We start from the raw sequence: 20,807 nt of genomic DNA on the forward strand, positions 1-20,807 counted from the left end.
ATTTAAATCCTTGGCTTGGCGAACCATATCATCCGCCAAGAAATTTATTTCTTGGATCAAAGCAGAAGTCATCTTTAGATGACTAAAGATAGCTAATTTATTATGGCTAATGAATGAGACTTGATATAAGACTACTTTTACGACAATAGCTAATAGGTTAAGGAAGCTTTGTGATTCTAATAATTTATTTCGGTGTATTGAGGACGGAGAAAAGATCAACACACTACCTACAACCATTCACCCATCATCAGAATTAGGCGTTGCATATTTGCGTATTGCAAGGAGTGTGGGGAGTGTAGGGGACCTTACATAGAGTGCGCATTGGAATTCTTGTTTGAGAAAAACAGGAAGTATAAAGATGGGTTACTTTTTCTGCAAAGATTCATCCATTAGTTCAGCAACGCCGAATCAAGATACTCTTTAATGAAAGTTTTCAACCGTTTAAGTTGGAAACTATTCGCCAATTGCAAAATTTCTTGGGCAAAAGGAGTTAAAGTAACATCCGATTCTAGAAGCTGTTCAGCAACTTCCACAATACCTTGAATATCGCCATCTTCTACTAAAGTGAGTAATTCTTGTAAGACTTCCATAGCTGGAGAAACAATTTCTTCACTTTTTCTAACCTCAGTCACCTGAGCTGATGCTGCGGTCTTTTGCTCATAAACCCACTCTAAGTCAAGACACTGCTGTAAAATTTCTAATAATCTGTCAGTCTGTATAGGTTTGGGCAAAAATACATCAGCTCCGTTATCAATTGCCTCTTGTTGATTACTTTCAAACACACTAGCAGAAGAAGCGATCGCCACTACATCCTTCAACTTTTCCGAACTGCGGATATATTTAAGTAATTCATAACCATTCATTACTGGCATCATTAAATCAGTAATCACCACATCCGGCAGAGATACCATCATTTTTTCTAGAGCTTCCTTTCCATTTTTCGCTTCACTCATTTCAAAGCCAAGCATTTCTAGCAAGATCACCACCACCGAGCGATTTTCCGAACGGTCATCAACAACTAAGACACGACATTTTTTACCTTGATAACCCAATATAGTTCCCTGCTTCACAGTTCTCGAAGCCACTGCCCATTCTTTTGCTTCTGGAACTTCCACATCAAACCAGAAAGTACTGCCTTTACCTACTTCACTCTTTACTTCCAGTTGACTACCCATGAGTTTGACAATCTTTTGACTAATGGCTAACCCCAAACCTGTGCCTTCTGTCTGTTTTTTGCAGTCACCCACCTGTTCAAATGGCAGGAATATTTTCTCTTGTTGTTCTGGGGTCATACCTACTCCTGTATCTTTAACTTCAAAGTTGAGGCGATATTGGTCTGACAATTTTTGTGCGGTGACGCTAAAGGTAACGCTACCAATATCGGTAAATTTAATCCCATTGCTCAGGAGATTGATCAATACCTGCTGTAGTCGTTTTTCGTCAGCGCAAATGCCTATAGGTAAATTTTTATCGGGGGAGTAGTAAAAATTTATGCCTTTTTGTTCGGCTCGAATGCGACATATTTCCACCACTCCTTGGAGAAAAGAGGGAAAAGAAACTCGCTTGCCAAGAGGTCGAGTTTGCCGGCTTCAATTTTGGAGAGGTCGAGAATATCATTGATTAATTTCAGTAAGTGAAGACCACATTGTTTGATAATATCAAGACCTTTGTTTTCTTCCTCACTCATGGTTTCAGAATACTGAAGGATTTGAGCATAGCCAAGGATACCATTGAGGGGGGTGCGGAGTTCATGGCTCATATTGGCAAGAAATTCACTTTTGGCTTGGTTGGCTGCATTAGCAGTTTCTTTCGCTTGTTCCAATTGCCAGATGTAAGCTTGTTCTTCGGTCATTAACTGTTTGACACGGCAGATCAGTTGATTTAGGGATGTTGCTAATACACCTACTTCATCATTAGTTTGAACTGGTACTTGCAGATTGAAGTTAGAATCACGAGTAACTAATTGAGCAACATCTGTAACTGTTTGCAGTGGCTTGGCGATTGCATGACTGGTATATAAAGCTAGAATCAGAGCCACCCCTCCTGAAAGGCCAAAGCTAAAAACAATGATTTGATTTCGTAGAAGTTGGGCATTATTTAAGGCTTGCTCGGCATCTATTTCTCTTTGAATTGTGAGCTGATAAAACTCTCCCATCATATCGGGAGCTTCAATAAAAGCAACAAATTCTGGACTTTTAACTAAATTTATCAAGAGTTGTTCAGCAGTTTCTAAACCCTCAAGTTTCTGGGTCAGGGGTTGTACTGTTTTTGTAAAGGTAATTGCACGCTCCCTAAACTCCTCAACAGTTACTGCATAGTCTTCTAAAAAAGCTTGCAAATCTTTGAGGGTTGCTGGTTTTCCAGAATTATTGTGTTTAGCGAGCAAATCCTGAATATTTTGCAGTCGTTTGAGCAAAGCACCACTCTCTCGACGAAAAGCTTCAGGGTCTTGAAGGTAAGGAGCAAGTTGTTTAGCCAGGGAAAACGCATCTAATTTTTTTGACAAATGACCAAAAATAAAATTTCAAATGGAGAATATGCGATCGCGTTGCGGACTGGCAGTCTATCGCTTCTCAAATCACTGTCAAAAATACCAAAATTTTCAAGAGTAAAAAGTCTCAAATCAATTCAATAATTAATACTTAAAAATTCCTAATTAAGTGTGGAATGTTAGATATTTATGAAGGATAATTATTGTAGTAATAATAGTAATATTTAACAATGAAACTCCAGGAAAAAAAGAGTATTTATGAGTATTTTAGTGAACTAGAAGACCCGAGGGTAGATAGAACTAAACGTCATCAATTAATTGATATTATTATAATTACGATTTGTGCTGTGATTTGTAGTGCGGATACATGGGTGGATATAGAAGCTTATGGTGAGTCTAAATATGAATGGCTAAAAAGTTTTTTAGAACTGCCTAATGGCATTCCATCTCATGATACATTTGCCAGAGTTTTTGCACGGCTAGACCCAGAAAAATTACAGCAATGTTTTTTGTCATGGATTCAGTCAGTAAGTCAAATAACTGATGGCGAAATCATAGCAATTGATGGAAAAACTCTCAGAGGTTCTTATGACAAAAAAAAATCTCAAAAACCTATTCACATGGTCAGTGCCTGGGCTACAGCAAATCGCCTAGTTTTAGGTCAAGTCAAAGTAGATAATAAATCGAATGAAATCACTGCAATTCCCCAACTTCTCAAAGTTTTATCCCTCTCTGGTTGTCTAGTTACTATTGATGCTATGGGATGGCAAAAAGAAATTGTTAAACAAATTACAGAACAACAAGCTGACTATGTAATTACTTTGAAAAAAAATCAAGGTTATTTTTATCAAAGGGTTGAAAAACTGCTGAATAAATTATCTAAAAATGAAGGAAAAGAAAGTACACAAAGTGATTATTGTAAACCAGAATTAGCTCATGGTCGTCAGGAATATCGATACTATTATATGGCGAGTAATATTGCCGAACAAGTAGATCCATTTGGAGAATGGAAAAATCTCAAATCAATTGGCTTTGTCGATTACTTTCGTTTTGAAAAAGATGGAAAAAGAACTTGTGAACGAAGATATTATATTAGTAGTTTATCCAATAATGCTGAACTATTAGCTGAAGCGATTCGTGGTCATTGGGGGATTGAAAATCAATTAAATTGGGTTCTGGATGTTCAATTTCAGGAAGATTGCTCTAGAATTAGAACAGATAATGCTCCAGAGAATTTGGCAGTAATTAGACAAATAGCTTTAAATTTATTAAATCAAGAAAAAACTGTAAAAACTGGAATAAAAAATCAACGAAAAAGAGCTGGATGGAACAACAATTACCTCCTCAAAGTTTTATTCAGCTCAGAATAAAATCTGAATGTAAATAAGTGAAAACATCTGGCAATGGAATTTTATCTTCCTATGCATTAGGAGAATAATTATTAATTTTAGTTTGATTATTTAAAAGTGATTGCAGACAGTAATATCGACAATAAAATTTAAATAATAATCTTATATGTCTCTCAATAAATTAAGTGATTGCAGTCTGCAATCTTGGTAAAAAAACAAAAATAAAAATCGAGTGAATTAGAGTGATTGCAGATAGTGATATCACCCATAAAGACTCCATTATCACTTCCATTTAAATTGAACAATAGATCAAGGCTATGTGTTGGTGTGGGTGAGCTTCGCTCACCCACACCAACAACAATAATGATTATCCCGTATCACAAATTAAAGACCCAGCTAAATGTCCTTTGAACTCTTATCCAATAATGGTTTTGAGCTGCTTGTAACCCTGTGAGGTCAAGGGCATTATTGGGTTTTTAGTCATTTGTCAAAAAAATTAGATGCGTTTTCCCTGGTCTAAACTCCAGTAAATAATTAGTACAGGACTTACGGAGCGGCACTAATTATAGTGGATATATCTGGCATAATTACCAATTTATACACTATAATTAGCTGTACTACATAAGTCCTGTAGTATTTAAGCGAACATAATATTTAGGAGTTACGCATGAACACTATTAGTAGTAGACTGTTTCATCTTAAATTTTGCAATAGATGTAGGTTGGGTTGAGGGATATTAGCGCCAGCTTATCCGTAGGATAAATCCAACAACAATCTTTCTCCCCTACTCCCGTACTCCCTAATGCACCAAATTAGATGAAACAGTCCAGTAGGGTGTGTTAGCGGTGGCGTAACTGAGCAAAACCCCATATCTATTGTCAGTGCGTAAGTCCTGATATTATTTATAGCAAGGAAGGAGTTGATGTTTGACATAGATTGATGATCAACCTTAAACAGAGAAATACTTTTGTAGTAGTTATCATAAGTCCTAAGATAGATGTTACCAACATTGAAACAATAATGCCATTAAATACTGACTCAGAAATTAATTCCACGCTAAAACTTGTTAATACTGCCGCTAAAGTTGCTGCTACTTGAGGCATTGACAAAGACCAGATGGTGAAAGCTTGATTCCAACTATAGCGATAGAGAAACTTAGCGATCGCTGTTGCGAGGAATTTATCAATGACTAAAGCTATGCTAACAATAGCAGAATAGTAAATAAAACAATAAGAGTATCTGGTAGAAATTATAGTAATTTTCGTACCCTTGAAATTTTTTGTACAGTACTCAGAAATGTTTTAGTATATAGGCAGCTTTCGGCAATCAACAAATATATCAGGTATGCACTTGTGGGAAATTTGTTAACTCACAAGACTAGAAGTGACAGCCATTTTCTGAGTATGTTCGTGCAGATATTCCAAGAATGTTTGAGCTACTACCGATAATTGTTTGCCAGCTAGATAGGATACATACCACTGTCGCTTAATCGGAAAATTTTGAACATCTAGGGTAGTGAGTTCCCACTCAGAACTTTCGCAGTAGAGAGTATGCTTTGACAAAATAGAAATTCCTAACCCTCCAGCGATCGCTTGTTTAATAGCCTCATTACTACCAAGTTCTAGGCGCACTTTCACATAAATTTTGTGCTTGGCAAATAATTTTTGCACCGCCTGGCGAGTACCAGAACCAGATTCTCGCATAATAAAGGCTTGATTATTGAGACGTTTAATCGGAATATTTCTCTGGCCTGCCAAAGGATGATTTTTGTTCGCTACTAAGACCAGGGGATTATCCATCAAAGCTTCACTACATAGAGGTATATCTTCAGGAGGTTGACTACATATATATAGATCGTCTTGGTTTTCCAACATTCGTCTAGTGATGTTTTGGTGGTTTGTCACCTCCAGAGAAATATCTACACCTGGATACTCTTGGCAGAAATAACCCAAGATTCTGGGTACAAAATATTTAGCAGTTGTAACTACTGCCAAACGTAATTGCCCTTGTTTTGTCCCCTTAATATCAGCTACCGTCATTTCAAAGCGAGCGAGCTGTTCAAATACTTCCTGACAAGTGGCAAATAATTCTCTACCAACATCTGTTAAATAAAGCTGCTTGCCAATTTGCTCAAACAAAGGTATACCTACTGCCTGGCCCAGTTGCTTTACCTGAGCAGAGACAGTGGGTTGAGTAATGAATAACTCTTCAGCAGCCTTAGTAAAACTACCGTGAAGGGCCACGGTCTGAAAGACTCTCAACTGATGTAAGGTTGCCTGAATCAAGAACTTTTCCTCCTAAAAGATAAGAAAAATAAAGAAAATCTTAAGACTGGTATAAGCAATTACAAACTATCAAGTATTGCATTCCCAATTGATTTCAATAATAATCTTGACATAGACGATAGTCAATGGTTAATGTAGGTATCATTGACTTAATTAAATAAAAAAGAAAAACTTATCAATCTTTATGGCTTTTGCTACACAAGTTTTCAACAAAATAAATTTTAGGAATATCAAGGGCGATATGTTCGGCGGTTTGACTGCTGCTGTCATTGCCCTCCCTATGGCACTCGCCTTTGGTGTCGCTTCGGGTGCCGCCGATGCTGGAGCACCTGCTGCGGGTTTGTATGGTGCTGTATTAGTTGGTTTGTTTGCAGCACTGTTTGGTGGTACTCCCACCCTGATTTCTGAGCCTACCGGACCGATGACCGTGGTAACCACTGCGGTGATTGCTCACTTAACTACCACCAACCCAGAAAATGGTCTGGCAATGGCTTTCACCGTAGTCATGATGGCAGGAGTACTCCAAATTATTTTTGGTTTATTGCGGTTTGGTAAATACATTACCATGATGCCTTACAACGTGATTTCTGGTTTCATGTCAGGCATCGGTATAATCCTGATTATCCTGCAAATAGGTCCATTTCTCGGACAAGCTAGCCCCAAGGGTGGTGTAGTTGGGACTATTCAGAACATACCTAACCTTTTAACAAGTATTAATCCTATAGAGACAGGTTTAGCAGCTCTGACAGTAGCTATACTCTTTTTGGTACCAGCTAAGGTCAAGAAATTTGTGCCACCACCATTATTAGCATTGGTAGTAGGAACAGTTATTTCTGTTTTATTTTTCTCAGATGCTGGTATTCGTCGCATCGGTGAAATTCCTACTGGTCTACCTAGCTTACAGTTGCCTTACTTTACTCCCGATCAATTGCAGTTAATGGTAGCTGATGCGACAGTGTTAGCAATGCTTGGCTGTATTGATGCTCTGCTGACTTCTGTGGTTGCTGATAGTTTGACTCGGACTCAACACAACTCCGACAAAGAATTAATTGGTCAAGGTTTAGGTAACTTAGCTTCAGGATTGTTTGGTGGTCTTCCTGGTGCTGGTGCAACTATGGGTACTGTAGTTAATATTAATACAGGTGCTCGCTCTGCTCTATCCGGTATTACTCGTGCTTTCATTTTAATGATTGTGGTTTTGGGAGCTGGTAGTTTAACTGCACAAATTCCTATGGCAGTTTTGGCAGGTATTGCTTTGCAGGTTGGTATTAAGATTATTGACTGGGGTTTCCTCAAGCGTGCCCATAATATTTCTTGGAAATCTGCCATGATTATGTACGGTGTGATCGGTCTGACTGTCTTCGTAGACCTGATCGCTGCTGTAGGTATTGGAGTGTTTGTTGCTAATGTTCTCACCATAGACCGCTTGACTCAAATTAAATCTGAGGATGTGAAAGCCATCACTGATGCTGATGATGCAATCATCTTAGACAATGATGAGAAAGAATTACTAGACCGTGCTGAGGGTCGAATTTTATTATTCCACTTAAGTGGTCCGATGATTTTCGGTGTCTCCAAAGCTATCTCTCGCCAACATACACTTCTGAACAACTATGAAGTGTTGATTGTAGATTTGAGTGAAGTACCTCACATGGGTGTGACTTCTGCTCTAGCAATAGAAAATGCAATTCAGGAAACTGTTGATACAGGTCGTCATGTATTCCTAGTTGGTGCTACAGGCAGCGTCAAACGACGTTTAGAAAAACTGGGAGTTTTAGAGATTGTACCTTCACAAAATATGTTGGTGGATCGCAAACAGGCATTAGTCAATGCTGTTGCCTTGGTTACTTCTGATGTTAATATCAATTCTGCAAATTCCAAGGTAAAGAACCAAACTCCATCCAGTTTTGACAATCTGCAAATTGGTCAAAATCAGTAACCAACAAATTAATTCAAGGAAAATCAGTTAATATTCAAACTCAGAGGTTGTTTGTAAAAAATTGTGAAGTGTTTTACCCCCGTAAACTGGGTATCTTATCCTATAAATTTAGGATAAGTAACTCAAGTTGTTAGAGTTTCAAGGTCAATCATTGTATATCACAAAACTTTACAAACAGTCTCTAAATATTATCTCTCTTTAAATACCCGCAATACAAAATTTAGGTAATATCATGTCCGGGTAATCAGTGATAAAAAACCTTTTCCCTTCTAACCTTTTCTTTCCTCTCTTGATGCGCATTCCCTTGCGCCTAGTGGCTATGCGGGGTTGCACCGCTTCTGCCTCCTGCTTCCTGCCTTCCTTCTTTGACTAATCTCTGCAAAGTCAAGAATTTTGTGATTATAACTAAACCACTGAAAACGTATATATTACAGTAATCGCAGTGATTACTTATTAAAAATTATTTTGCTAGTCTCAAGCATTGAAAGCAGAAAAAATGTTTTAAAATATTAGAAATTGCCCTTGATGAAACTTTAGCTAGTTCTTCCCCAAATTGGTTGTCGAAAACCTGATGATTCACATTTGACATTGAATTTCCAATTTGTGCTAGCCAGCGCAAATCTTGACATATTTTAAGTTTGAGGCCATGGTGACCTCTAATATCTAATTAATAAGGAATTACAACATGAATTTTTTCTCCGATTTCTTGACGCTCTTCCTGGGGAAATTGCAGTCCCCGACACTCGGATTTCTAATTGGTGGTATGGTTGTTGCAGCAGTCAATAGCCGACTGCAAATTCCAGATCCTATCTATAAGTTCATCGTTTTCATGCTGCTCCTAAAAGTCGGCCTGAGCGGTGGCATTGCGATCCGCAATGCCAATCTCCTGGAGATGCTGTTGCCCGCAGTGTTCGCCATGATAGTGGGAATCCTGATCGTGTTCATCGGACGCTACACATTGGCCAAACTGCCGAAGGTCAAAACCGTGGATGCCATTGCTACTGCAGGCTTGTTCGGTGCCGTGAGTGGCTCTACCCTCGCTGCCGGCCTGACGATACTGGAAACGGAAGATATCTTTTATGAGCCCTGGGCTGCCGCACTCTATCCCTTCATGGACATCCCAGCCCTCGTGACTGCGATCGTCTTGGCCAGCATTTATATCAGCAAGCAGCGCGATGCCGCATACGAGGATCTCAGCAAGCAGGAGTATCAAAGCAAGCAGGGCATTACCGCACGCGGGTATCCCAAGCGCAATACTGCAGACAAGCGGGTCGAGATATGGCCTATCGTGCAGGAAAGCCTCCAAGGCTCTGCTCTATCAGCACTGCTGCTAGGCCTCGCTCTAGGCATACTAACCAGGCCGGAAAGTGTCTATGATAGCTTCTTCAATCCCCTCTTCCGTGGCCTGCTTTCAATTCTGATGCTGGTAATGGGTATGGAAGCCACGGCAAGGATTGGCGAGCTGCGCAAGGTGGGTCAGTGGTATGCCATATATGCCTTTGTGGGGCCGCTGCTGCATGGGTTCATAGCCTTCGGTCTTGGCATGATTGCCCACTACATCACGGGATTCAGTTTTGGCGGTGTGGTGATCATGGCCGTCATCGCTGCCTCCAGTTCAGACATCTCAGGGCCGCCTACTTTACGAGCCGGTATCCCGTCGGCTAATCCCTCCGCCTACATCGGCTCGTCCACAGCCGTAGGTACGCCGGTTGCTCTTGCCTTGGGAATACCGCTCTTCATCGGGCTTGCCCAGGCACTGATGGGCAACTGATCGCAGACGGGTTGGGTTATGCCAGCGTTCTCTTGGCGCGGCAACCAACGTTACAGCTATATAATTTCAGTCATCAGTACCTCTGCAATAAAGAGGCTACGAAAATACAGAATTCTCTTTTTTCTTGGTCGATTAGATATGGTGCAGGTTTCCTCGCCATTCCACCCTATGGGAAGCTACGAAGAAAGAACTCCGTTCCGCTGTCGCGATCGACCACTTTTTATTCCCTTGAAAGAGCAGGGAGGCTTTAGACCACAATTTCTTGGTCAAGGTCTGTGTCTTCTCCATTCAACAGCCGCGTGACCTAGTAGGTATTGGTAGTGATTTTTTCACCAGCATCAACGTTCTACAGGCATGAAAAAGCCGAGGCTATGCCCCGGTTTTTTGGTTTGATCAACTGGGTTTTGAGTCAGAATTTGTGTGCGTGCAGTACCTCCATCACACTACAGATATAGGCGATGCCCGAATAATCGTCGAAAAACTGCCCTGCGACTTCATCCGAAATCTTCACCGCCATATCCCGATTGGGGGTGAGCACCTCGATCTTTATATTCGAGTAGGTTTCGGAAACGGTTGGTCCTCCGGACGATCGCACGTTACGACTGCCTTTACCGCCAGCGTCTACCACCGTATAACCGGTAGCCCCGGCTTCGTCGATGATCTTGGCGATCTTTTTCAGCAACAACTTTTCCGTGACGATGACGAGCTTGGTAGCTTGTTGGGTCATGCGGGTTACCTCTTGACGTTTTTAGTCTTTGAACTATACATAAACTCAGGAAAACGGCAGAATTACGCGCTATTGCGCCAATCCTAGTCGGCGAAGGGAATACAATCGCGTTTGTATACACGTTACGTAATATTGCGCTTGCCATATTAAATATGCTAACACCATACCATAAATCAGTCAAGAGAATATACACTAGGGCATTTGCGATCCACTTGTTGGATAGGGAGCGTCGGGATGTTTGCGCAGTATGACCTAGGAAAAGGAAAAACCAATCAATCGCATAACCATCACTTATAGTAGGGTTTAACGGCTGTTAACCACTAAAAATGGTGTATAATTTTGCGTTGCTGAAATGTAATGGTAAGTAGCTAAAGGTAAAATTGAAAAATTTATGTTTTGCATTGATACTTAATCTAAAAATTATTACCATTCAGCAACGCCTATAATTTTATATGCGTGAGTAAGCCCGATTATTTAATCTCGGCTACTCCACACCCCAAACTTACTCGCCAACAGGTTCAAGCCGAATTAATTGTCCATTAGGTCGATCGGTGAGAACATACAGTAGCCCATCAGGCCCTTGTCGCACATCCCGCACTCTCTGACCGATAGAAATAGACTTCTGAGTGACAACATTACCCGCTTCATCTACCTCAATGCGACGGATATCTTGGGATACTAACCCACCTGCAAACAAATTACCTTGCCACTGTGGAAAGCGATCGCCACTGTAGAAAGCTAAACCAGAGGGGGCTATTGATGGAGTCCACACCACTTTAGGGTCTACCAGACCAGGGCGAGATGTTTCCGGAGAGATGAGTCCTCCAGAATATTCTCGACTGTGGGTGACTGCCGGCCAACCGTAGTTTTCTCCAGCCTCAACAAGATTCAGTTCGTCGCCACCTCGCGAACCATGTTCTGTTGCCCAGACTCTATTCCTTGTGGGGTCAAAGGTGATTCCCTGAATATTACGATGTCCGTAGCTCCAAACGGCAGGTTCGGCATCTGTAGAAGTTGCGAAAGGATTATCGGAGGGTACAGAACCATCGTCATTTAACCGTAAAACTTTGCCCAGATGACTACGGCGGTTTTGAGCTTGTTGGCGGATAAATTCGCCATTGAATTCAATAGGTGGGTTGCCACCGTCACCAATTGTTATTAGTAGAGTTTCGTCAGGTAGCCAAATAATGCGTGACCCGAAGTGTTGCGCGCCAGTTTTTGTCTGGGAAACCTCGAAGATTACTTGCAGATCGCGCAGAGTATTCTCCTCAAGTCTCGCCCGTGCTATGCGGGTGCGGTTTGCCGAGCGATCGCCGTGGGAATAAGTCAGATAAATCAAGCGATTTTCTGTAAAGCGCGGGTGAATTGAGACATCCATTAATCCCCCTTGGCCAGAGGCAAATATTTCAGGAAGTCCTGTAACTGGAGTTGGATCTAGAACTCCATCACGCACAATTCGCAATCTCCCTGGTCGCTCAGTAATTAGGATAGTGCCATCAGGAAGCCAGGCCAGGCTCCAAGGATGTTCTAGGTCTTCTACCAAGGTGATTTTCTGGAAGCCTGAATTAGTGGCGATATTTTCTGGAGACTCAATTTGATTATTAGAAACTGATGCAGTCTGAGTCTGAGTAGCAGTAGATGAATCTAGTTGAACATTGGTGGTACAACTTAAAGTCCCGAATAGAGCGATCGCTATAGTAGTGCGAAATACTATTTTACTCCCTGCTGTTATGAGGCGATCGAGTAGATCGAGGGGTATTTGGTCTGACTGAGAAAACAAATTATTTTGAAACATATTATTCTGTCGCATTTTTATGACTATAGAATCTTGATTATTTAGCATTTTGATATCAAGTTAGCATTTTTTTAGCTCTTTGACATATACTTATGTTTGATAAATTAATCGAGCGATCGCCTTTTGTTAGAATGTATTGAAGAATTACATCCAGATAGTGATTCGCCTTAATAAGGGAGTTTCGACGAGTACAATTAAAACAAATCTACCAACAAATATATGGGATGAATTCATTGAGATGGTAGAAAACCATACCTATAAAAAAGCTAAGTGCTATTACCACAACCAGCAAATTACATCCGTGCTGAGAATTTAACTTCTGACTTCTGACTTCAGCTATATCTGGTGTAGTAGAAAATTTGGTAGTTCTGTAGATGTAGCGATAGCTCAAAACATTGCATTGAGCGCACCATTGATCGACGTACTAGGAACTCTAGGTGTGTTAGGAAATGCAAATCTATTTTTGATCTACCCCAACAGCATAATTTTTCGACCCGATGCTCAATTATAGGTGTTGCACAATAGAGAATGATATTCTAGAATTTTCTAGACAGATGGACTGTCCTGATTGTCAAAGTCATAAAGTAGTGAAAAATGGTCATCGTCAGGGCAAACAGAGTTATCTGTGCCCTAACTGTGGCCGTCAATGCGCGAGAAAGCCCCTGTCCTGCGGGTTATAGTTCTGATCTTAAAGAGCTTTGTGTGAAAATGTCCCTATTTGCCATGGGATTGGGAGCCATTGAGAGAGTGACTGGTATTTCCCATAACACAGTGCTCAACTGGGTACGACTTGCACCAAGCACAGATTCCCGATCGTAACTATGAAATACCTCAAACAGCTCACGCTAGATCAACTACAAACTTTTATGGGCTCAAAAAAAACCAAATTTGGGTCTGGAGAGTCGTCAACAGCAAAATGCCAGGAATTCTGAAGTTTGTACGGGGGCGTTAGCGTTTGCGATAGCATTCCGCAAGGAAAGCTCCTCTGTAAGAGACTCGCTCGTTAGTTACCTTGACTATATTGTGGCAGATGATTCACGGTTGGGCCGGTTTTCTTGATATTGTGGTTTAATTGCTACAGTGCAAGAAGGAGCGGTAGGAAATGGAGGAACTATCACAGTCAATACAGAAAATTTACGACTTCAAGATGGAGCGCAGATCAACGCCCGCAGCAGAGGTGGGGGAGATGCAGGCAATATAACCATCTCTGCTAAAGACACAGAAATAATAGGAAAATCTCCCAATGGTATATGGCTAAGTGGCTTAACCGCAGAAGCAACAGATGAAGGAACAGGAGCAGGAGGAACGTTAATTATCAACGCCGAAAATTTCAATATTCGGGATGAAGCAGAAATCACAGTCAGCTCCCAAACCCAAGAACCAGCAGGCAACCTAGAAATCAACAGCAACAACATCCTCATAGAAAACCAAGCTAGTCTCAATGCCAAAACCACAGGAGGTCAAGGCAGCATCACCATCAAAAACAACAAAGACTTTATTCTCCGCCACAACAGCAACATCAGCACTAACGCCACAGGAGAAGCCACCGGAGGCAACATCAATATCAACACCGAAAACCTAGTCGCACTGGAAAACAGCGACATCTCCGCCAATGCTCAAGCCGCCTTCGGAGGCACTATCAACATCACCGCAGCAGGCATATTCGGCACAGAATTCCGCCCCTTTTAGGGGGAGGCTTTAAACCCAATTTTTCGGTAAATTCTAAATCTTTATCAAAAATTTTTAACTCCCTGTCAAATAAGGATGCCCAGAATTTTTTGGAGATTTTGGCGCAAAACAAAGGGCTTAATCGCCCTGAAAATTAATTTAAGTTTGAACTATTTTTTGACAAATTACAAGAAATTTTCTGAACTCAAGCTTATTACATTATTAACTGTAGCTAGTAGATCTCCACTAGCAGTAACTGTTAATAATGTATTCCTACCATTTAGTACAAAAGTTAAATCAGTAAATTCTAAATCATCAGATAATACTATCTTATCGCCTCCTAGTTGAAAATCCATAATGGTATCACCACCAAAGCGACTAGCAAGTAGAAAAAGGTCACTGCCCTTACCACCTATAAGGGTATCATTACCCCTACCACCTCTAAGGCGATCATTGCCATCGCCACCTTGAAGGTTATCATCACCCTTACCACCTCTAAGGAAATCATTGCCAAATCCACCTACAAGGAGATCATTGCCATTACCACCTACAAGGAGATCATTGCCAAATCCACCTACAAGGAGATCATTGCCATTACCACCGTCAAAGAGATCATTGCCATTACCACCTACAAGGAGATCATTGCCATCATTACCTCTAACGGTATCATCACCATTACCACCTATAAGGGTATCAAAACCATTATTACCCCCAAGGGCATCATTGCCATTACCACCGTCAAAGAGATCATTGCCAAATCCACCCAGAAGGGCATCATCGTCCAAACCACCCAGAAGGGTATCATTGTTATTACCACCTATAAGGCGATCATTGCCATTACCACCTCTAAGGAGATTATTGCCAAATCCACTCAGGAGGAGGGGTTTTATTTTTCTGTTTCTTCTTCTGCTTTTTCGTTCTAGTAAATGTGGAATTGTCTGCGGTTGTCTGATAATTCGGTTCATTAGTAAAACGTTCCTGGACTAAATCCTGTAAATCTTTTTCCCAAGCTTTAATATCAGGTGTTTTTGACGTAAGACCTTTTTCATTGTTTTTAGATTCTGGCTCATCTACTGTTTCTGTCTCTGGGTCAGGTTCTTGTTTCGGGTGCAAATAATTTCCCACAATCTCTTCGAGTAATTTTTCCGGCTTGACTCCCTGTTGTTTGGCCAAAGCTCTTAATTTGTCCCAGACATCTCTGGGTAGCTTTGCTGTGGCTAAGAGAGGTGTTGTTTCCCCAGTAATAGTAGTTTCTATGTAATTTGCTGTAATGGGTTTGGATTGATCCTTTGCTTTATCCAACACTTCTTGCCAACAACTCATAGTTTCATCAGTTTCCTCGCTGACTTGACTCACAGAAGTGGCTAATCTGGTAGCTTGAGATACGTTGTCTGGCAGCTCGGTAAATCCTTCCAGCATCAATGACCAAGATATTTGAGCAGCTTTAATGACTCGTTTGACGTAATAGACCGATTTTTTCAAACATTTAACACAATATTGTTTGAAGGTTTTAAATCCTAAATTTTCATAAAGCTTATAAATTTGAAAAGCTCTCAAAGCCATGCCTTCTTTGATATAGGCGTATCTGTCGGCCAGCATATCTATTTCCAGAGAGGCGATCGCATCATCGCCATTTTTCCAGGTTTCGTTCCAAAACAAATCGCAAAATTTATCTAGATGGCCATCTGCCCATTGGGGAAGTTCTGGGTCATTAAAAGGTATCTCGAATCCGTGGTTGTATAGGTTTCCAATCATAAGTAAGAAAGTAAGAAAAAGTTAGGTTAGTAAGTAAGGGGTGGATTCAACAATTAATAATTAACAATTACCTCCTCTTTTCAGGGATATCTAACCCCACCCCGAAAGATATCCAATAGATAGTCACTAAGAATAAGTATGCTGATGTCTTTTAAGCACTAGGTTTTAACTGTTTGAACTGCTCCGTTGGGCATCACCTCTTGAGCATTGTTTGTGTATGACTTGATATTATAATTACATTGTGTATAAGATTATGTCAAGAGGGTTGAGTAGAATTATCTTGTACACAAACAATGGACAAAAGAATAATAGATGGCTGGAAAACCGAAATACAAAAGTCCCAAAAAACGAACCAATCTATCACTAACTCCGGAGACCTTGCAACGTATGGACGAAATAGCGGAGGCGTTGAATATCAGTCGCAGCGAGCTAGTGGAAAAGTGGACGGGGGCATGGGACAAACTGGAATCCGTTGGATTATTGGGGGAATCCTTGGCCTGTTTCGGGAAGTAATGCACGAAGCTTTGAGTTACATAGACGAGCATGGCGAAAGATTAGAAAAAAGACTAACAGATCATAAAAATAAGAAAGCTAGTTTTTTAGAGAAGTCAGCAGCACTGGAAAAAGAAATCGCTCGCCTATTGGAGCAGGTCGAAAAGCTTCCAGAAGAATCAACAACGGAAGAAGAATAAACTCAGAAAGCCGATCGCAGCAATGTGGTCGGTATTTTTTCATGCCACAAATTCTACACAACCAATACGCCCAACTTGCCACAGATCAACACCAAGGCAAAATCTTTCAACTCAGACAATATAACCCCCAACTTCACCTGGTCTACCCGAAACATTAATTTATATCAACGAGCTTAAGTCTTAGGTTTTAACTGTTTGAACTGCTTCGTTGGGCGTCACCTCCTGGGTATTTTTTCTGTATGAATATAGTATTACAATAACTTCTGTATACAATAGTTGTCAAGAGTTTAGTTAGAATCTTTCTATACAGAAACAATGGATACTTTAGAAGGACATGGCAAGACATCCAATTCACGGAGTGAGAAAAGAACGAATCAACTTGACGATAACGCCAGAATCTCGGCAAAGGTTGAAACAGATAGCAGAAGCTTTGAACACCAGTCAAGGAGAACTACTAGAGAAGTGGATAAAAGCATGGGACAAACTGGAATCAGTTGGATTATTGGGGGAATTCTTGGCCTGTTCCGGGAAGTAATAGACGAAGCTTTGAGTTATATGGACGATGATGGTGAAAGATTAGAAAAAAGACTAGCAGATCATAAAAATAAGAAAGCTAGTTTTTTAGAGAAGTCAGCAGCACTAGAAAAAGAAATCAGTCGCCTATTGGAACAGGTCGAAAAGCTTCCAGAAGAATCAACAACAAAAGAATAATAAATTCAGGAAGCCGATCGCAGCAATGTGGTCGGTATTTTTTCAAGCCAAAAATTTTACACGACAAATACGCCCAACTCCCCACAGGTCAGCACCAAGGCAAAATCTTTCAACTCAGACAATATAACCCCCAACTTGACCGAAAAATTTGGGTAGTTACGCTTCCTCTTTTAAGAGGATAAATATGTCAGTTAAGTCTTAGGTTTTAACTGTTTGAACTGCTTCGTTGGGCATCACCTCCTAAAAATTTAACCCTGATTGTATTGTTTATTATTTTAAGTATCCGGATAGAATAAGTCAAGTGGTTCAGATAAAATTTTTCTATCCGTATAAAATGGCTAACAAAACAAATGGCGAGACATCCAAATTATGACGAGAAGAAAACAAGCTTGGAAATAAGCTTGACTCCCAAGGCAAAAACAAGGTTAGGACAGATGGCGAAAGCGTTGGGCCTGAGTCGGAGCGAACTAATAGAACAGTGGGTAAGGCAAGAGTCTTCACCGGGGGGGAACGCGAAACTCTTGGGAAAATTCTTGAACAACTTCAAGAGTTGCAACGTGAACATATTAAATATATAGAAGCTCATGGAGACAGATTAGTACAAGGACTTCAGGAAAATAACGAATATAAGTCAAAAGTCTTGGGAAAGATGGGTGCTTTAGAAGAAGAGGTAGTCAGGATTTTGAGTGGAGAAGCAGAACTTCTAGTAAGCGACAAAACAGAAGAAGAATAAATTTAGGAAGCCGATCGCAGCAATGTGGTCGGTATTTTTTCATCAAATAGAATATTAGTGTAATAATTGTGGCCATTATTGGCCTCGTACAAATGCTGTGAGGATTATTTTTGAGGAAATTTAATCAATATGCAGAATCTATTCAAAAAAATTTATAAACTTATTAGTAATAAAAATAGACTAAAGATTGGGATACTAAAGTTGATAGCGATCGCTCTATTTGGTTTTTGTTTCAGTCTGGGAATTAATTTTTTATCTCCCATTTTAGCACAATCTTCTCCTTCTAGTTTAATTCAGCAAGGAGTCCAATTGTTACAGCAGGGAAGGGCGGAAGCTGCATTGGAAGTTTGGCAACAAGCAGAAGTTATTTATCGGAAAAATAAGGATCGTATTGGTGAAATTAGAAGTCAAGTTAATCAAGCTCAAGCATTAACAAGTATGGGATTTTATAGACGTTCCTGTGATACAGTGCTACAAGCATTTGGCAATGATTTACAGTGTGAACGCTTGACAGAAAGTGAGCTACAAACTGTTTTGTCAAGATTTAATACATCAAATACTAATCTAAATTTTCAAGGTCTACAAAGCTTGGGAAATGGATTGCGCGTACTGGGTAAATTGGCTTTATCTCAAAAGGTTTTAGAACCTAGTTTTCCATTGGTAAATTCTCAAAATATTGAAGGTCGATTATTGCTAAATTTAGGAAATACAATTCTTTCTCAAGCTCAAGGCATTGCTAATTTTAGGCTGAGAGGAAAAGCAGAAAGACAAGCAATTATCCAAGGTTTATCTTATTATGAAAAAGCGGTGACTGTTTCTGATGAAGAATTAATTAAAATTCAGGCAACTATTAATCATCTTAGTCTGTTACTTGAATTAAACCGACAATGGCAGAAGAGTTCAGGTGATGATTGGCTGCAACCTCATGTACAATTTCAGATTGATACTTTACCTCAAATTATTGGTATTTTAAATAAAATTAATCCCTCTCCTCATTCAATTCAAGCAACGATTAAATTTGCAGAAAGTTTGATGAATTTTGAGCAAATAAATGCCAAATCAACTTTAGTTCAACTACAGACTAATTTTGCCGAATTAACTCTACCAAATACTATTAATGAACAATTCCTCGACCAAGCAATTCAACAAGCAAAAATTATTCATAATTCTCGTTTAGAAGCTTATGCCATTGGAATTCAAGGAAAATTGTATCAAAACATGGGAAAACTAGAAAATGCACTTAATTTGACAAATCAAGCCTTGGCGATCGCTCAAAAAATCTCTGCTTCAGATATTGCTTATCAACTCCAAGAACAATTGGGAGATATTTTTCTCCAACAAGGAGATTCCTCAAAAGCACTTTTAGCTTATAAATCTGCTTTTAATACCCTGCAAATTTTACGACGCAACTTGGTAGCTTTAAATAGAGATATTCAGTTTGATTTTCGGGCAAATATTGAACCTTTATACAGAAAACTTGTAGCACTATTACTTCAGCCTGAACTTGGTTCAACTCAACCAAAATTGTCCAATATAAAAGCAGCTCAGAAGGTAATTGAATCTCTACAATTAGCAGAATTAGATAATTTTTTCCAAAATGCTTGTGTCAATGCTGAAGATATTAATATCGATGAAATTGATAAAAATGCAGCGGTTATTTATCCAATATTGTTAGATAATCAATTAAGTGTTATTCTCAAATTGCCGGGAACTGAAAACTTTCGTTATGCTTCAGTGAGCGATAAAAACTTTGCAGCACAATTTCAGGATACCTTATTTAATCTTAGAGCAAACATTACAACTATAAGAGGAAGCAGCAAAGTAAAGTTACCATCTAATCAACTTTATCAGTGGTTAATTAAACCCTTTGAAGCGGATTTGGAAATCGATTTAGAACATGATACCAGTCAAATAAAAACCCTAGTTTTTGTCTTGGATGGGTTACTCAGAAATTTTCCCATGTCTGTATTGTATGATAGCGATCGCGAACGTTATCTCGTGGAAAGATATGCAATTGCAGTAGTACCGGGTTTGCAATTAGTCAATCCCAAACCTTTATTAAAGGAGCAGCTACGAGTATTAACTGCCGGAACAAGTCAGAAAGCACCTAGTTATGAATTGGAGGGTTTTAGTTCCCTACCCTATATTCAACAAGAACTAGATGCTATTGAAAAAACTGTACTACAATCTGAAAAATTAGCAGATGAAAAATTCACGAAAACTAATATTCAAGCTCAGGTTAATTCTGAACCTTTTAACATTATCCATATTGCAACTCACGGACAGTTTAGTTCTAATCCAGATGATACCTTCATTTTAGGTTGGGAAGAACGTATTAATGTTCGAGATTTAGACCTACTGCTTCAGACTAGGAATTTGACAAGGTCAGAGCGAGCGATCGAATTATTAATTTTAAGTGCTTGTCAGACGGCATTGGGAGATACACGAGCAGCATTGGGTTTGGCTGGAGTTTCTATTCGGGCAGGGGCTCGTAGTGTTCTAGGGAGTTTATGGAACGTTAATGATGGCTCTACAGCAGAATTAATGAAACAGTTTTATCAAGAATTATTGCAGTCTGGTAGTTCACAACTCAGAAAAGCGGAAGCACTGCGTCAAGTTCAAATGAAATTTATCAAAGGAGAAATAGAATTAAATGCAGATTACGATAAACCCTATTATTGGTCATCATTTATTCTTGTTGGTAATTGGTTGTAGTTCGTAAGGAAGAGGGAAGAAGGAAGAGGGAAGAGGGAAAATTTGGGTTCAACGAGATGGAACTGAAGTAGGAATAGCTAGGGAGTTAATTGAAGCGGGGGTGCCTAAGTCTGATATTGTACTAGTGCAGGATGGCAGAAATAAGTGACCAGTAGGAGCAATGCCCTCTTCCTGAG

18 protein-coding genes and 2 pseudogenes are annotated in these 20,807 nt (G+C 39.9%); 11 read left to right on the forward strand and 9 right to left on the reverse strand.

The genetic code is table 11. The annotated features are described in order from the left end of the window. The 3 genes from D5R40_RS37915 to D5R40_RS37920 all read right to left on the reverse strand — a co-directional run. Positions 1 to 237 (reverse strand): hypothetical protein (locus tag D5R40_RS37915; protein ID WP_205127674.1); only part of this gene is annotated, 237 nt, incomplete at its 3' end. 152 nt (positions 238 to 389) lie between these two features. After that, entirely contained in the window at positions 390 to 1,529 is a 1,140-nt protein-coding gene (locus D5R40_RS21015) for an ATP-binding protein (RefSeq protein ID WP_205127203.1), read from the reverse strand. Continuing rightward, positions 1,490 to 2,506 (reverse strand): sensor histidine kinase, encoded by a 1,017-nt coding sequence (locus D5R40_RS37920; RefSeq protein WP_205127202.1) that lies wholly within the window; start codon positions 2,504 to 2,506, stop codon positions 1,490 to 1,492. The genes D5R40_RS21015 and D5R40_RS37920 overlap by 40 nt, the downstream gene beginning before the upstream one ends. A gap of 215 nt (positions 2,507 to 2,721) precedes the next feature. Between D5R40_RS37920 and D5R40_RS21025 the strand changes: the two genes are divergently transcribed. Then, positions 2,722 to 3,861, forward strand: coding sequence for an ISAs1 family transposase (locus D5R40_RS21025; protein WP_124155148.1), 1,140 nt, complete (start codon positions 2,722 to 2,724; stop codon positions 3,859 to 3,861). A gap of 881 nt (positions 3,862 to 4,742) precedes the next feature. Here the strand turns inward: D5R40_RS21025 and D5R40_RS21030 are convergent. Together D5R40_RS21030 and D5R40_RS21035 are read right to left on the reverse strand one after the other, a co-directional pair. Continuing rightward, positions 4,743 to 4,943, reverse strand: a complete 201-nt coding sequence (locus D5R40_RS21030; RefSeq protein ID WP_124142931.1) for a hypothetical protein — start codon at positions 4,941 to 4,943, stop codon at positions 4,743 to 4,745. A 261-nt stretch (positions 4,944 to 5,204) separates the two neighbouring features. Further along, the gene (locus tag D5R40_RS21035; protein ID WP_124142930.1) at positions 5,205 to 6,125 is read right to left on the reverse strand and encodes a LysR family transcriptional regulator; all 921 of its coding nucleotides are present in this window, start codon (positions 6,123 to 6,125) and stop codon (positions 5,205 to 5,207) included. A gap of 184 nt (positions 6,126 to 6,309) precedes the next feature. Between D5R40_RS21035 and bicA the strand changes: the two genes are divergently transcribed. Together bicA and D5R40_RS21045 are read left to right on the forward strand one after the other, a co-directional pair. After that, on the forward strand, positions 6,310 to 8,064 hold the full coding sequence (gene bicA, locus D5R40_RS21040) for a bicarbonate transporter BicA (RefSeq protein WP_124155150.1): 1,755 nt from the start codon (positions 6,310 to 6,312) through the stop codon (positions 8,062 to 8,064). Between the two features lie 685 nt (positions 8,065 to 8,749). Continuing rightward, positions 8,750 to 9,835 carry a sodium-dependent bicarbonate transport family permease gene (locus D5R40_RS21045; protein WP_124155151.1) on the forward strand — a complete coding sequence of 362 codons (1,086 nt, stop codon included), beginning with the start codon at positions 8,750 to 8,752 and terminating at the stop codon, positions 9,833 to 9,835. Between the two features lie 409 nt (positions 9,836 to 10,244). Here D5R40_RS21045 and D5R40_RS21050 read toward each other — a convergent pair whose 3' ends face one another. Both D5R40_RS21050 and D5R40_RS21055 read right to left on the reverse strand, forming a co-directional pair. Continuing rightward, entirely contained in the window at positions 10,245 to 10,562 is a 318-nt protein-coding gene (locus D5R40_RS21050) for a P-II family nitrogen regulator (protein WP_124155152.1), read from the reverse strand. A gap of 502 nt (positions 10,563 to 11,064) precedes the next feature. Further along, complete coding sequence (locus D5R40_RS21055; RefSeq protein WP_240041630.1) at positions 11,065 to 12,405, reverse strand: PQQ-dependent sugar dehydrogenase; 1,341 nt, start codon at positions 12,403 to 12,405, stop codon at positions 11,065 to 11,067. A gap of 506 nt (positions 12,406 to 12,911) precedes the next feature. Between D5R40_RS21055 and D5R40_RS21060 the strand changes: the two are divergent. Both D5R40_RS21060 and D5R40_RS21065 read left to right on the forward strand, forming a co-directional pair. Further along, positions 12,912 to 13,420, forward strand: a pseudogene (locus D5R40_RS21060) (IS1 family transposase); the annotation flags it as partial. 17 nt (positions 13,421 to 13,437) lie between these two features. Then, positions 13,438 to 14,046 (forward strand): S-layer family protein, encoded by a 609-nt coding sequence (locus D5R40_RS21065; protein ID WP_124142926.1) that lies wholly within the window; start codon positions 13,438 to 13,440, stop codon positions 14,044 to 14,046. Between the two features lie 164 nt (positions 14,047 to 14,210). Here D5R40_RS21065 and D5R40_RS21070 read toward each other — a convergent pair whose 3' ends face one another. Next, the gene (locus D5R40_RS21070; RefSeq protein ID WP_124155153.1) at positions 14,211 to 14,990 is read right to left on the reverse strand and encodes a calcium-binding protein; all 780 of its coding nucleotides are present in this window, start codon (positions 14,988 to 14,990) and stop codon (positions 14,211 to 14,213) included. Continuing rightward, entirely contained in the window at positions 14,881 to 15,780 is a 900-nt protein-coding gene (locus D5R40_RS21075) for a hypothetical protein (RefSeq protein WP_124155154.1), read from the reverse strand. Before D5R40_RS21075 ends, D5R40_RS21070 begins: the two co-directional genes overlap by 110 nt. Before the next feature lie 293 nt (positions 15,781 to 16,073). Here D5R40_RS21075 and D5R40_RS43525 point away from each other — a divergent pair, with 293 nt between their 5' ends. The 6 genes and pseudogenes from D5R40_RS43525 to D5R40_RS21110 form a co-directional block, all read left to right on the forward strand. Further along, positions 16,074 to 16,472, forward strand: a complete 399-nt coding sequence (locus D5R40_RS43525; RefSeq protein WP_240038754.1) for a hypothetical protein — start codon at positions 16,074 to 16,076, stop codon at positions 16,470 to 16,472. A 315-nt stretch (positions 16,473 to 16,787) separates the two neighbouring features. Continuing rightward, complete coding sequence (locus tag D5R40_RS21090; RefSeq protein WP_124142921.1) at positions 16,788 to 17,183, forward strand: hypothetical protein; 396 nt, start codon at positions 16,788 to 16,790, stop codon at positions 17,181 to 17,183. 350 nt (positions 17,184 to 17,533) lie between these two features. Continuing rightward, positions 17,534 to 17,761, forward strand: coding sequence for a ribbon-helix-helix domain-containing protein (locus tag D5R40_RS42785; protein ID WP_124142920.1), 228 nt, complete (start codon positions 17,534 to 17,536; stop codon positions 17,759 to 17,761). Continuing rightward, the gene (locus D5R40_RS21100; RefSeq protein WP_192901027.1) at positions 17,662 to 17,916 is read left to right on the forward strand and encodes a hypothetical protein; all 255 of its coding nucleotides are present in this window, start codon (positions 17,662 to 17,664) and stop codon (positions 17,914 to 17,916) included. Before D5R40_RS42785 ends, D5R40_RS21100 begins: the two co-directional genes overlap by 100 nt. Before the next feature lie 129 nt (positions 17,917 to 18,045). Then, positions 18,046 to 20,631 carry a CHAT domain-containing protein gene (locus D5R40_RS21105; protein WP_240038753.1) on the forward strand — a complete coding sequence of 862 codons (2,586 nt, stop codon included), beginning with the start codon at positions 18,046 to 18,048 and terminating at the stop codon, positions 20,629 to 20,631. A 34-nt stretch (positions 20,632 to 20,665) separates the two neighbouring features. After that, positions 20,666 to 20,779, forward strand: a pseudogene (locus tag D5R40_RS21110) (element excision factor XisI family protein); the annotation flags it as partial. Between the last annotated feature and the right edge of the window lie 28 nt (positions 20,780 to 20,807).

It is taken from the genome of Okeania hirsuta, from assembly GCF_003838195.1.
Classification (GTDB): Bacteria; Cyanobacteriota; Cyanobacteriia; order Cyanobacteriales; family Microcoleaceae; genus Okeania; species Okeania hirsuta.

Excerpts from the sequence above, each read along its gene's own strand:
- D5R40_RS21025 (WP_124155148.1), top strand. The coding sequence starts at position 2,722 with ATGAAACTCCAGGAAAAAAAGAGTATTTATGAGTATTTTAGTGAACTA.
- D5R40_RS21030 (WP_124142931.1), bottom strand. The coding sequence starts at position 4,943 with ATGCCTCAAGTAGCAGCAACTTTAGCGGCAGTATTAACAAGTTTTAGC.
- bicA (WP_124155150.1), top strand. The coding sequence starts at position 6,310 with ATGGCTTTTGCTACACAAGTTTTCAACAAAATAAATTTTAGGAATATC.
- D5R40_RS21045 (WP_124155151.1), top strand. The coding sequence starts at position 8,750 with ATGAATTTTTTCTCCGATTTCTTGACGCTCTTCCTGGGGAAATTGCAG.
- D5R40_RS21050 (WP_124155152.1), bottom strand. The coding sequence starts at position 10,562 with ATGACCCAACAAGCTACCAAGCTCGTCATCGTCACGGAAAAGTTGTTG.
- D5R40_RS21055 (WP_240041630.1), bottom strand. The coding sequence starts at position 12,405 with ATGCTAAATAATCAAGATTCTATAGTCATAAAAATGCGACAGAATAAT.
- D5R40_RS21070 (WP_124155153.1), bottom strand. The coding sequence starts at position 14,990 with ATGAACCGAATTATCAGACAACCGCAGACAATTCCACATTTACTAGAA.
- D5R40_RS21075 (WP_124155154.1), bottom strand. The coding sequence starts at position 15,780 with ATGATTGGAAACCTATACAACCACGGATTCGAGATACCTTTTAATGAC.
- D5R40_RS43525 (WP_240038754.1), top strand. The coding sequence starts at position 16,074 with ATGGACAAAAGAATAATAGATGGCTGGAAAACCGAAATACAAAAGTCC.
- D5R40_RS21090 (WP_124142921.1), top strand. The coding sequence starts at position 16,788 with ATGGATACTTTAGAAGGACATGGCAAGACATCCAATTCACGGAGTGAG.
- D5R40_RS42785 (WP_124142920.1), top strand. The coding sequence starts at position 17,534 with ATGGCGAGACATCCAAATTATGACGAGAAGAAAACAAGCTTGGAAATA.
- D5R40_RS21105 (WP_240038753.1), top strand. The coding sequence starts at position 18,046 with ATGCAGAATCTATTCAAAAAAATTTATAAACTTATTAGTAATAAAAAT.